The sequence below is a fragment of the Mycobacterium sp. 852013-51886_SCH5428379 genome (assembly GCF_001665575.1).
In the GTDB taxonomy this organism is placed as follows: domain Bacteria; phylum Actinomycetota; class Actinomycetes; order Mycobacteriales; family Mycobacteriaceae; genus Mycobacterium.
In genome coordinates this window covers 1-12436 of sequence record NZ_LZSU01000020.1, presented here as the reverse complement: position 1 = coordinate 12436, position 12436 = coordinate 1, and the positions used below count along the sequence as shown (strand labels likewise).

The 12436-nt window shown below is 69.4% G+C and carries 13 protein-coding genes; 5 read left to right on the top strand and 8 right to left on the bottom strand.

Annotated elements, in window-relative coordinates; genetic code table 11:
* Position 1 precedes the first annotated feature (1 nt).
* The 6 genes from A5757_RS09430 to A5757_RS09405 all read right to left on the bottom strand — a co-directional run bounded on the left by A5757_RS09430 (position 2) and on the right by A5757_RS09405 (position 3932).
* On the bottom strand, positions 2-949 hold the full coding sequence (locus A5757_RS09430; RefSeq protein WP_066832370.1) for a helix-turn-helix domain-containing protein: 948 nt from the start codon (positions 947-949) through the stop codon (positions 2-4).
* Between the two features lie 66 nt (positions 950-1015).
* A complete protein-coding gene (locus tag A5757_RS09425; protein WP_197497302.1) occupies positions 1016-1846 on the bottom strand; it encodes an arylamine N-acetyltransferase in 831 nt (276 codons plus the stop codon).
* A gap of 33 nt (positions 1847-1879) precedes the next feature.
* Positions 1880-2140 (bottom strand): hypothetical protein, encoded by a 261-nt coding sequence (locus tag A5757_RS09420; RefSeq protein WP_066832364.1) that lies wholly within the window; start codon positions 2138-2140, stop codon positions 1880-1882.
* 4 nt (positions 2141-2144) lie between these two features.
* A complete protein-coding gene (locus A5757_RS09415; RefSeq protein WP_231983935.1) occupies positions 2145-2789 on the bottom strand; it encodes a hypothetical protein in 645 nt (214 codons plus the stop codon).
* Entirely contained in the window at positions 2774-3562 is a 789-nt protein-coding gene (locus A5757_RS09410) for a crotonase/enoyl-CoA hydratase family protein (RefSeq protein ID WP_156618278.1), read from the bottom strand. The genes A5757_RS09415 and A5757_RS09410 overlap by 16 nt, the downstream gene beginning before the upstream one ends.
* 34 nt (positions 3563-3596) lie before the next feature.
* Positions 3597-3932, bottom strand: coding sequence for a hypothetical protein (locus A5757_RS09405; protein WP_066832358.1), 336 nt, complete (start codon positions 3930-3932; stop codon positions 3597-3599).
* Positions 3933-4105: 173 nt separating this feature from the next.
* On the opposite strand from A5757_RS09405, the gene A5757_RS09400 reads away from it, so the two are divergent.
* Entirely contained in the window at positions 4106-4849 is a 744-nt protein-coding gene (locus A5757_RS09400; protein ID WP_082929387.1) for a 1-acyl-sn-glycerol-3-phosphate acyltransferase, read from the top strand.
* A gap of 128 nt (positions 4850-4977) precedes the next feature.
* Positions 4978-6216: an alpha/beta hydrolase gene (locus A5757_RS09395; RefSeq protein ID WP_066832433.1), complete on the top strand. Its 1239-nt coding sequence runs from the start codon at positions 4978-4980 to the stop codon at positions 6214-6216.
* Here A5757_RS09395 and A5757_RS09390 read toward each other — a convergent pair.
* Positions 6213-7631, bottom strand: a complete 1419-nt coding sequence (locus tag A5757_RS09390) for a wax ester/triacylglycerol synthase family O-acyltransferase (RefSeq protein ID WP_066832345.1) — start codon at positions 7629-7631, stop codon at positions 6213-6215. The genes A5757_RS09395 and A5757_RS09390 overlap by 4 nt on opposite strands.
* 27 nt (positions 7632-7658) lie before the next feature.
* On the bottom strand, positions 7659-8882 hold the full coding sequence (locus A5757_RS09385; RefSeq protein ID WP_066832342.1) for an alpha/beta hydrolase: 1224 nt from the start codon (positions 8880-8882) through the stop codon (positions 7659-7661).
* A 167-nt stretch (positions 8883-9049) separates the two neighbouring features.
* Here A5757_RS09385 and A5757_RS09380 point away from each other — a divergent pair, with 167 nt between their 5' ends.
* The 3 genes from A5757_RS09380 to A5757_RS09370 all read left to right on the top strand — a co-directional run.
* On the top strand, positions 9050-11221 hold the full coding sequence (locus A5757_RS09380) for an acyl-CoA dehydrogenase (protein WP_066832338.1): 2172 nt from the start codon (positions 9050-9052) through the stop codon (positions 11219-11221).
* Positions 11222-11297: 76 nt separating this feature from the next.
* Complete coding sequence (locus A5757_RS09375) at positions 11298-12146, top strand: alpha/beta hydrolase (RefSeq protein ID WP_066832430.1); 849 nt, start codon at positions 11298-11300, stop codon at positions 12144-12146.
* A gap of 35 nt (positions 12147-12181) precedes the next feature.
* Positions 12182-12436, top strand: a 255-nt coding sequence (locus A5757_RS09370) for a DUF222 domain-containing protein (RefSeq protein WP_066832427.1), incomplete at its 3' end; no start/stop codon positions are given.

The window sequence follows — 12436 nt, the reverse complement described above, 5'->3', positions numbered from 1 at the left end:
ATCAGTTCTCCCGCATCCATTCGAGTGGATCGCCGCGCCGGGTGGGCACGCCGAGCCGGGCCAGCATCGTCCGGGCCAGTTCGCGCCGGTGCCCGGCGTAGGTCAAGACGTGCGCGACGATTCCGTTGAGCTGGAACGACTCCGGCGGATCGCACAGCGCGTCGATGACGGTGTCGCCCATCCGGCCCGCCGCCGAGCACTCGGCCACCATCGCCGTCCAGCGCTGCCCCACCTCGCGGTGGTGTTCGGCGAGTTCGACGGGTGTGGCCGTCGCGGCCGACACGCGCTCCGGATAGTCGCGGCCCTCGATCGTCGCCAGCCACACGGCCTTGGTCCAGACCGTCGCACACAGCACCGCGCCGACTCCCGGTTCCGGTCCGTCCCAGTCCAGCACCTGGTGTCCCGGCCAGAGTTCTTGGCGCCATTGGTGTTCCGAGAGTGCGGTCGCGCAGTCGATGAGGTATGCGGTGTCGGCGATGTCGTGGGCGACCATCAGGCGGACGGTGTCGGGGGCCCGACCGCCGGGCCCGGCTTCGTCGTCTCGGTCGTCGCCATCCAGCCACAGCGACTGCGGCGGATGGAAATGCAGTCCGTTCGGCGCCGGTACCCGGAAGTCCACCTCGGCAGCCCGTGACGGCGGCACCCCGAACGTGCGGCGGAAGGCCCGCGAGAAAACCTCCGGTGAGGACCAGCCCTCCTGCGCGGCGACGGCGGAGACCGGTTCGCCGCGACGCAGCCGCCACGCCGCCCGCTCGAGGATGATGCGGCGGCGCAGCGCGGCAGGGGCTTCGCCGGTCAGCCTGCGGATCTCCCGGGAGAAGTGGAACTCCGAGGAGAAGCTGCTGCGCGCCATGTCTCCGACGGCCGCGTTCTCGGCGTCGACGACGGCGTCGAGCAGTTCACGCAGTCGGTCTCTGCGCGCAGGGGTCGCCGGCTCGCTCACAGCCATGAGTATGGTCCGGATCGCGCGGCAGGGACATGACGATTCCTGCTGGTGTCGCCCGGGGCGTGGCGCCTAGGTGTCGAGCACCTCGTGCACCCGCTTTTCGATGTCGGTGCGCTCCCCCACGTCGGAGAGATCGATACCGAAGCGCCCGACGAGGGTGTCGAGAACCTCTGCGGCCGTGTCGAATCGGGTGCGTTCGGTGCCACCGTTCGCGTGGACGGCGAGGTTGCGGCCGCGCATGTTCCAGCGGGCGTCGTCGGTGACGAGCGATGCCGTCAGCCCGACCACGAACACCGAATTCGGATGGGTCGAGACGTACCAGCTGCCGACCTCGAGGTCGATGCGCGGCCGCGGACGGTCGGAGAACAGATACAGCGGATGCCACGTGCCGTTGATCAGGGACTCGACGACGTAGTCCTCGGGCCCGTCGGCCACCGCCCGGATCCGGTAGGGCTCGTGGCGGGTGGGCTGTTCGGTGTCGGTCTCGAACCGCAGCGGCGCGGAAGGCGTCTGGCCCCCGAAGCCGACGTCGACCAGGAATCGGCCGTCGACGCCGGGCACCGTGACCGCCAAGAGCTGGTGGGTCTGGGCGGGCAGTACGCCGTCGTCCTTCATCCAGACCACCCGCGCGGCCAACCGCACCACACCGAATCCCGACGCCTCGAGCACATATCCGAGCAGACCGTTGTGCTCGTAGCAGTAGCCGCCGCGGCGGCGCTGCACGAGTTTCGCGGCCAGCGCCGGTGCGCTCAGATCGGCGACCGGTACCCCCAGCAGCGGATCGAGATTCTCGAACGGGATCGACCGGAGGTGTCCGGCGACGATCGCCTGCAGTGCCTCCAGGGTCGGCGGGGCCTCGCCGTGGAATCCGATGCGGTCGAGATAGGCAGCTGCAGTCACACGGTCATAGTGCAACCTCGAGCCAGGTTCAGGTCAAGCACCCGGCGGTTGCAGGTGCGGCAGCTGACCGTCGGTGCCCGCGGCGTCCCCGTCGGCACGGTGGGCGCCCGGGGTCTCCGGCAGTTCGTGCCGGCCCCCGCGGCTGCGCCGGCGCACCACCAGCGCCACCGCCGCGACCACCCCGGCACCGGTGAGCAGCACCGTCGGCCACATCAGCAGCTGCGCCAGCCACAGCCGTCGCTGCACCTTCACGATCCGTCGTTCGGCGCGTCCGATCTTGGCCAGGGTGTCCATGCGGTCACTGTTTCCCTCCGGCGCCCGGGCGAAACCCGGGCGCCTCGATGATGGTGGTGGTCACCGCGACGATCTGCGGGGTCGACGGGGCGGAGGCGAAGCCGAAGTCGACGGGCGGTTCGAGGCGGGTCAGCGCACCCAGGTCGGCGTCGCGGTAACGCCCCGACACCGCAACCACACGCCTCGACCGCCGCACGCCGTAGAACTCGCGTCGACCGTTCCCGGCCGTCCCGGCCGTGTGCACGCCGCGCACCATTCGCGACGCCACGGGATCGATGGCCCGCAGCCACCACGGGGCGACGGCCAGCCGGGCCGGCACCCATCGCAGCAACAGATCAAGCGGTGCGGGGCCGCCGATCGCTACGTCCAGGCCCAGGGGTGCGCTGCGCACAGTGAGCCGGTCGCCGACGAGCGCGCCGTCCACCGGGGTCACCTCGACGCGGTCGAAGTGGTAGGTGCCGGCGACGAAGTCGGCCACCTGCCGGGTGGGCGCGATCAGCACCCGCTGTCCGTCGGCCTGCTGCACCATCACGTCGGTGAAGGCGCCGAACGGGGACGTCTGCCAGCTGCCGATGACGAGCCGTACGCCCGCCTCGGTGCCGACCCCGGCGATGTGGCCGGTGAAGACGTGTCTCAGCTGCCGGTCCACTGGGGCGGACGCTTCTCGGCGAACGCGGTCGCACCCTCGATCGCATCCTTGCTGGCGAAGACCGGCATGAGGATTTTCATCTGCTCGGCGAACTGGTTCTCGGGCGTCCAGCCGCGAGATTCGACGATGATGCGCTTGGTGGCGGCGACCGCCAGCGGTCCGTTGGCGGTGATACGTCCGGCGAGCTCCAGCGCGGCGTCCAGCGCGCCGCGGGGTTCGGCCAGCACGTTGACCAGGCCGAGGTCGTGCGCCCGTTCGGCGGTGAGGTTGTCACCGGTGAGCGCGAGCTCCATCGCGATGGCGTACGGGATGCGCTGGGGCAGCCGCAGCAGTCCGCCGCCGCCGGCGACGAGTCCGCGTTTGACCTCGGGGATGCCGAACGCCGACTCCCGCGACGCCACGATCAGATCAGTGGCCAGCGCGACCTCGGTGCCGCCGGCGAGCGCGTAGCCCTCGACCGCGGCGATCAGCGGTTTGGTCGGCGGCCGTTCGGTGAACCCGAGCCCGCGGCCCTCGATGTCACACCGCTCCCCGCGGGCGAATGCCTTGAGGTCCATCCCCGCGCAGAACGAGCCACCGGCGCCGGTGACGATACCCACCGACAGGCCCGGATCTCCGTCGAGGCGGTCCATCGCGTCGGCCAGCCCCTGGCTCACCGCCAGGTTGACGGCGTTCTTCGCCTTCGGCCGATTGATGGTGACGACGAGGATTCGGTCGCGCTGTTCGACCAGGACGGCGGCTTCGGTTTCGGCTGCTTCGCTCACCCGGGTGATGCTAGCGTCCGGATTACAGTTTGGGCCGATCTTGTCATGTTCGGCCGCGCGCGGGGGTCTGGTTGGCGACGCCGTGGCGCAGCGGGGTATTGGGTTCGGCGGCCGTCTTCTCCTGCACCGTCGACCCGGTCGAGGTGGACGTGGCGCCCGGCGCGTTCCGTTGGTCGCCGCCGGACGGTTCGGCGCCCTGGTGCAGTTCCTTGAGGCGGGCGTGCAGGATCTCGAGCACCGGGATGCGGTTGCCGTGGGAGGTCTCGTGCTCGAACAGCGTCTGCAGCTGCGGCTCCTCGAGCGAGCGGATGCGGTGCCGCAGGTCCGGCAGGGCGAGCTGGTCGTAGTCGGCGAGGGGCAGTTCGTCGGGTTGAGCCATGGCCCACGGATGCCCGCGCGGCCGCGTCCAGAAACCGGCCGGGAAGCGACGGTTGGGAAACTGGGTGCCGGTCTGGGTACTCTAAAACTAGAACTTGTTCCAGTTCCGCTCGAGGAGGACACGTGGCGTCATCGGAGCTCGCGCACTACGACCCTGGATTCACCGAGCGGGTGATGAGTGTCCTGCGGCCGTTCCTCAAGACCTACCACCGCGCGGAGATGCACGGCCTGGAGACGTTCCCCGAGACGGGCGGAGCGCTGGTCGTGTCCAACCACTCCGGCGGTCTGTTCGCGATGGACGTCCCGGTGTTCGCCTCGGGCTTCTACGAGAAGGCCGGCTACGACCGTCCCGTCTACACGCTGTCGCACGACATCCTGCTCACCGGCCCGCAGGCGGGGTTCTTCCGCAAGATCGGGTTCATCGCGGCCAACCACGACAATGCCGACGAGGCGCTGCGCACCGGCGGTGTCGTGGTGGTGTTCCCCGGCGGCGACTACGACGTGTACCGGCCGACGATGGCGGAGAACCGCATCGACTTCGGCGGCCGCACCGGCTACGTCCGGGCCGCGATCAACGCCGGGGTGCCGATCGTCCCGACGGTGTCGATCGGCGGACAGGAGAGCCAGTTCTATCTGACCCGCGGTGAATGGCTCGCCCGCCTGACCCGCATCGACAAGCTGTTGCGCGCGAAGATCCTGCCCATCTCGTTCGGCTTTCCGTTCGGCCTGTCGGCGGTGCTGCCGGTCAATCTGCCGCTGCCCACGAAGATCGTGACGCGGGTGCTGCCTCCTATCGACATCACCGCCGGGTTCGGCGACGACCCCGACATCGACGAGGTCGACGCGCACGTGCGCCGCGTCATGCAGCAGGCGCTCGACGAACTCGCGGGTGAACGCCGGTTCCCGGTGCTGGGCTGACGACCATCAGGGTTTCGGTGGCCTGAGCCCGGGTTATCCCCCGGGCACCGACACCGCACATTCGAGAGAATCTGGCTGACTGCACTGTGCCGAGAGACAACACGAGAATTGCCCGGCTGCCGCGCGCTCTGCGCCCGTTGTTCACCCCCCGTCCCCTGCTCACAGCCACTGTCGAATTGGCCAACGCCGCCAACGGAGTTCAGCCGCTCGGCCGTCAGGGCTATCCGACCATTCCGGCGTTCGCGTTCGGCTGGCCGACCTCTGAACTCGCGCCGCTCTATCTGACCGGCTCGGTACTCGACACCGTGCGCCGCGCGCTGCTCGGGCACTTCTCGACCCGTTCTGGCCGAATCGCGTTGGTGGTCAAGGTCGTGACGTGGGGGCTGCTCGCGCTCATCCAGCGACGCAACGTGACGTCCGAGAAGTACTTCGACGCCGGACTGCGCGAGGCCCTCGGCGAGGACTACGCCGCGGTGGCGGCGGGATCCGATCCGGCGCGCAAAGCCCGCCGCCGGGCCGGGGTGTTCGGCACCGGGTGGTCGCGGCGCCGCTACGTCACGAAGAGCAGTACGGTGCGCTACGGCCCGCACCGCGCCAACGTCGCCGACATCTGGCGGCGGTCAGATCTGCCGCGCGACGGCAAGGCGCCGGTGCTGCTGCAGGTGCCCGGCGGCGCCTGGGCGATCGGGATGCGCCGGCCGCAGGCCTACCCCCTGCTGAGCCACCTGACCGAACGCGGGTGGATCTGTGTGTCGATCGGCTACCGGGTCAGCCCCCGCCACACCTGGCCCGCCCACATCGTCGACGCGAAACGGGCACTGGCCTGGATCAAGGAGAACATCGCCGACTACGGCGGCGACCCCGAATTCGTCGCTGTCAGTGGCGGTTCCGCCGGCGGCCACCTCACCGCGCTGCTCGCCCTGACCGCCAACGAGCCGCAGTGGCAGCCCGACTTCCCGGACGCCGACACCTCGGTGGTCGCCGCCGTCCCGGTGTACGGCCGTTACGACTGGTTCACCACCGAGGGCAGCGGCCGCCCGCAGTTCATCGCATTCCTGCAGAAGTTCGTCGTCAAGAAGCCGTTCGCGCGCAACCGGCAGGTCTATCTGGACGCCTCGCCGATCACGCGGCTGCGTCCGGACGCGCCGCCGTTCTTCGTGCTGCACGGCGCGGACGATTCGATCATCCCGGTGCCCGAGGGCCGCGAGTTCGTCGAAGAACTGCGCAAGGTGTCGACAGCGCCGGTGGCGTACTCGGAGATCCCGCACGCCCAGCACGCATTCGACTTCTACGGCTCACCGCGCGGGCACTACACGGCCGAGGCGATCGAGCGGTTCCTGACCTGGGTGCACGCCCAGCGCGGCTAGGGCGCCATCGCGGTCTCGATGACCGTCAGCTCCTCGGAAAGCCCTGCCGCGCGGCGGATCTCGATGAACGCCTCGACCATCGCGTCGGTCAGTTCATGCGGATCGTCGAGGGTGGCGCCGTCGGTCAGCACCGAGATGTTGAGTTGGTCGACGTAGCTCCAGACCGTGATGTTCAGGCCACTGCCCGTGGTGAGCGGCCCCACCGAATAGATCTCGGTGACCAGCGCCCCGCCGACCCGGCCCGGTTCGCGCGGACCCGGGACGTTGGAGATCGGCAGATTCAGCACCTTGTTCTGGCCGTCCTTGGTGGCCAGCCACCGGAACAGCGCCTCGGCGGGGGCCGGCGGCATGTAGGCCGACCACCGGCTCACCAGCTCCGGACCCATCAGGTGGTGGGTCTCCTTGGCGTCGACGGCGGCGTCGTGCACGGCTCGGATCCGCTCGAGCGGATCGGCCAGCTGGATGGGCACCGTCATCATCACGCCGGTGAAGTAGTTCCCGGAGATCCGGTCGCGGGAGAAGTCGAAGCTGACCGGAACCGACGCCAGTAGTGGATGCTTCGCGTGCCCGTCGTACTTCAGCGACAGCGTGCGCAGCGCGCCCGCCGAGATGCCGAGCACCATGTCGTTGATCGTCACGCCCAGGTGCTTGGCGGTCTGCTTGATATCGGCCAGCGCGAGGGTCGCGGTCGCGAATCTCCTTGTGCTGTCGACCATGTGGTTCATGAAACTCGGCGGTGGGGTGAACGGCCGGGTCAGCTCCGGGGAGAGCTTCTTGTTGCTCCTGCGCACCCGCTGCAGCCCCTGCGCGGTGTAGCGCATGGTCGCCGGCACCTTGCCGATCTGCCGGAGGTGATCGCGGAAAGCGGTGCGCACCAATTCACTTCGGCTGGGCGGCGGATCGGTGGCGTAGGAATCGCGGTCGCGCTGCGGCCCGGTCTGCAGATCCATCCCGCGCGCCATCAGGTTGGCCGAGGCGACACCGTCGGCGAGCGCATGATGGATCTTGCCGAGTACGGCGATCCGGCCGCCCGCCAGGCCCTCGATGAAGTACATCTCCCAGAGCGGTTTCGACCGGTCGAGCGGCTTACTGGCGATGCGACCGACGGCCTCGTCGAGTTGCCTTCTGCCGCCGGGGCTTTCGACGCGGTACGGACGGACGTGGTACTCGAGGTCGACCTCGCAGTTCTCCCGCCACATCGGGTGGTGGAACTTGAACGGGATGTCGACGAGCTCGTACCGGAACGGGTCGAGCTTGTAGAGCCGGCTGTGGATCACCTGCCGGAACTCCTCGACACCGAACTTCCGGTCACCGAGGTCGTCGAGTTCGATGACGGCCAGTTTGAGCGTGTGCATGTGCACATTCGGTGATTCGCTGTACAGAAGTACCGCGTCCCACCCACTGAGGCGTTTCACGTCGTGCGCCCTTCTCCCGGAAGGGAGCTAAATTACCTCTTGCGCGCCGACGAGTGCACGGTTGCGGTGAACTTCGCGCAGGAACAATCCGACGGCCGTGGCCATGGACTTGGTGCGCGCCCCGTCGAGCATGTCGAAGGCATGTCCGGCGCCGGGCAATTCGATGTATCCCACCACCGAACGCGACACCGAGCGCAGCCGCTCGACGAAATCACGGGCCTGTTTGACGGGGATGATCGTGTCACCGCTGCCGTGGATCACCAGGAACGGCGGGGCGGCCTGATGCACGCGGGCGATCGGCGAGGCCTTGCGGAAGATCTCCGGATGACGCTCAGCCTTGCGGTTGACGACGACCTTCTCCAGGAACTCCATGAAGCGGGCCCGCTCGGCCGTCGAGCGATCCTCCCAGCAGTAGCGCCCGTACAGCCCGACGACCGCGTCGACGGTGGTGTCGGAGCCTTCGGGCAGCTCGGCCTGCAATTCGGGGTCGTTACCGGTCAAACCGGCCAGCGCGGCGAGATGCCCGCCCGCGGACGAACCGGAGATCGCGACGAAGTTCCGGTCGCCGCCGAATTTGTCCACGTTGGCCCGCGCCCAGGCAATAGCGGTTTTGACGTCGATCAGGTGGGACGGCCAGCGATGGTGCGGCGCCACGCGGTAGTCGATGGACAGGCACACCCAACCCATCGAGGCCAGATGAGCCATCATCTCGTAGCCCTGCAGCATGCGGCTGCCGTGCACCCACGCCCCGCCGGGGACGAAGATGAGGACCGGCGCCGGCTCGGTCGGCAGCTCCTTGGGCCGCCAGACGTCGAGCAGCTGCGAGGGCAGCGGACCGTACTGCACCGAGGACCGGTACACGTTGCGGCGGTGCTCCCGCATGTTCCACAGCGGCGGCTTGTTCTCCGGCGCGGGCCAGGTGATGGCGAGGTCCTCGTCGGGGACCACGCCGCGCAGCGCGGCCTCGGACACCGCGTGGGTCTGATCGCGTTCGCGTCGCTTCACCTCGCCGATGCCGGGGGTCAGCATCGAACGCGCCGTCGTGGCGACGAAATCGGGGGCGATCCGCAGTCCGAAGATGCTCATCGCGGCGGCCACGCCGAGCGGCTCGAGACGTTTGCCGACAACGGGCAGTGACGCTGAAGCGACGCTCATGGCCAGGAGGTAATCCGCAGGACGCGCCTCCAACAGCCACTTGGCACGCGACCACGGAGTAGGGCCTGGGTACCGGATGTCCGGTCGCACGGTCATGCGGCGAACGATACCCCCGTTACGGCCTTCCGAACCGCAAGATCGGAGGTTTGTTTGCCGCCGCATAAGTGCCGTAATCGTGATCTGGCTCATAATTCGGGCTGACCGGCGGTTATGCTCCGCCTGCAGCTCTCGACAACCGTCAAATTGCGACAAGGACGTGGACCGTGGGGATTTCAGCGCTGGCCATCACCGACGAACACCGCAGTCTCGCCGACGCCGCACTCGGCACCCTCGGGCGCGCGGGCGCACGGGCCGCCGCCCGCGCGACCCTGGACGGCGGCGCGTCCCATCCGGACGAGATCTGGTCGGCCGGCACCGCGCTGGGCTGGCCCGGACTGGCGGTCGACGAGGCGTTCGGCGGCTCCGGTTTCGGCCTCCCGGAGCTGGCGATCGTGCTCGAGGCGCAGGGGCGCGAAATTTGCCCGGGCCCCTTCCTACCGACGGTCGCCGCGGCCGTGGTGCTCGACCGTTGCGCCCCGGAGGCGCTCCGGGCGGAACTGCTGCCGGGTCTGGCCGGCGGGACGACGGTCGGCGCGCTCGGCACGACCGGTTCGGTGACCGCCTCCGCCGGCCGCGCCGACGGCGAGTGCCCCGCGGTGCTGGGTGCCCCCGACGCCGCAGTGCTCGTGCTCACCGCCGGTGACGACGTCGTCGTGGTGGACGCGGCCGCCCCGGGCGTCACCGTCACCGAGACCCCGTCGATGGACACCACCCGCAGCATCGGCACCGTGACCCTGCAGAACGTCGCCGTGGCCGCCGGGCGGGTGCTGCGCGGGGCGGCGGCCCGGGCGCGGACCGTGCTGCGCATCCTGGCGGCGGCCGAGGCCGTGGGCGTGGCGTGGGCCTGTCTGGACATGGCCGTGGAGTACGCCAAGGTGCGGGAGCAGTTCGGTCGCACGATCGGCACGTTCCAGGCGGTCAAACACCATGCGGCCAACATGCTCGTCGACGCCGAGCAGACCACCGCCGCGGTGTGGGACGCCGCACGTGCCGACGACCTCGACGGTGCGGCATTCCCGGCCGCGGTCGCCGCAGCGCACGCACTGCGCGCTTCGGTGAGCAACGCGCAGAACAACATTCAGCTGCACGGCGGGATCGGGTTCACCTGGGAGCATGATGCGCACCTGTACCTGCGCCGGGCCCGGGTGCTGCATGCGGTGCTGAGCGCGGGCGCCGATCCGCTGGTCGACATCGTCGCCGCCCAGCGTGCGGGCAGGGCGGCGGGTGCCACGTTCACGCTGCCCGAGGAGGGCGAGCGGTACCGCGAAGACGCGCGGGCCGCCGCCGCCGAATGGCGCAAGCTGCCCGTCGAGAAGCGACGCGACTTCCTGGTCGACTCCGGATATCTCGTCCCGCACTGGCCGCGGCCGTGGGGCCGGGCGGCCGGGCCGCTCGAACAGCTGGTGATCGAGGAGGAGTTCCGCTCGGGAGGCGTCGATATCCCCGACATGGGCATCACCGGCTGGGTCACGTTGACGATCGCCCAGGCAGGCTCCGACGACCAGCGCGACCGCTGGGTCGAACCGGTACTGCGGGGCCGGGAGATGTGGTGCCAGTTGTTCTCCGAGCCGGGCGCGGGCTCCGATGCCGCGGCGGTGCGCACCGCGGCCAAGAAGGTCGACGGTGGCTGGCGGGTGACCGGACAGAAGGTGTGGACCAGCTTGGCGCACCAGTGTCAGTGGGGGCTGGCGACTGTGCGCACCGACGTCGACGCCCCGAAGCACGCGGGGGTGACGATGATGGCGATCGACATGTCGGCGGACGGGGTACAGGTCAACCCGCTGCGCGGTATCACCGGCGACTCGCATTTCAACGAGGTGTTCTTCGACGAGGTGTTCGTCCCGGACGCCGACGTGGTCGGTGAGGTCAACCGCGGTTGGCTGGTGGCGCGCGCGACGCTCGGCAACGAGCGGATCTCGATCGGCGGCGGTTCGGGCGCTCCGACAGGGTTCGGCCCGAAGCAGCTGGTGGAAATGCTGGACGCGGCGCCAGCCGAGGTCGCAGCCACCCGCGTGCGGACCGTAGGGGCGGTGATCGCCGAGGCTCATACGCTTCGGCTGCTCAACCTGCGCCGGGCCAGCCGCGCGATAGCCGGAGCCGAGCCGGGTCCGGAGGGCAACGTCACCAAACTGCTGGTCGCCGAGCAGTCGCAGCACATCACCGAACTGGGGATGGAACTCGCCGGCGCTGCGGCGGTCACCGACGGCGATCCGGCTCTGGCGCGGGCCTATCTGGGCAACCGCGCCATGACGATCGCCGGCGGCACCTCGGAGATCACGCGCAACACGATCGCCGAGCGGATCCTGGGCCTACCGCGTGACCCGCTGCTCAAATAGGGCAATACGGGGTAGAACTTGTCGGGTGCCCGCCACCACCGATTTCCATCCCGATCTACGCAAGGTCGCCCGCTACATGCCCAAGCAGGCCGTCACTCCGGTGACGCTGCCGATCATGCGAATGGTCACCCGCTTCATCGGCAAGAACACCCCGCCGGACATCGAAGAGCTGACGTTGTCCTCGGGGGTGACGGTCCGGTTGTTCCGGCCCAAGGGGATTCCCGTCCCTGCCCCCGCCCTGCTGTGGATCCACGGTGGCGGGTACGTCATCGGCACCGCCGCCCAGGACGACGAGCTGTGCCGCCGGTTCTCCAGCGAACTCGGGATCAGCGTGGTCTCTGTGGATTACCGGCTGGCGCCCGAGCATCCCTATCCGACGCCGTTGGAGGACTGCTACTCCGCGTTGACGTGGCTGGCGAAGCTGCCGTCGGTCGACCCCGAGCGGGTGGCGATCGGCGGAGCAAGCGCGGGCGGCGGGCTGGCCGCGGCGCTGGCACTGCTCGCCCGCGATCGCGGTGAGGTGCCGCTGGTCCATCAACTGCTCGTGTACCCGATGATCGACGACCGCACGGTGGACCGCAAAGATCTGGACAACCCCGGCCACCGGTTGTGGAATCAGGCCAGCAACCGCTTCGGCTGGTCGGCCTATCTGGGTGACGCCGATCGCGACGTCGCGGTGCCCGCGCGGCGCGAGGATCTGGCTGGGCTGCCGCCGGCCTGGGTGGGCGTTGGCAGCCTGGACCTGTTCCACGACGAGGATCTGGCGTACGCCGAACGGTTGCGGACCGCCGGGGTGCCGTGCGAGGTCGAGGTCGTCCAGGGCGCGTTCCACGGATTCGACGGGATCGTGCCGACGGCCGACGTGTCGCGGAAGTTCTTCCGCAGCCAGTGTGATGCGTTGCGAAAGGCCTTCGCCGGCGACTGAGATTTTTTGTCGGTGGCTGCTGCTTGAATGGGGTCATGTCCAGCGCGGCAGTGCCTTTGGTCAGTCGGGTCAGCCCGAAAGACCGCCTCGAGGTGCTGTTCGACGAGTTCGCCGAGCTGTCCGGTCAGCGCAACGCGATCGACGGCCGGCTGATCGACATCATCGCCGAGATCGACCGCGACGAGCTCTGGGGGATGACCGGCGCCCGCTCCGTGGAAGCGCTGGTGGCCTGGAAGACCGGCGTCACCCCCCGCAACGCCGAGGTCATGGTCACCGTCGCCCGCCGCGCC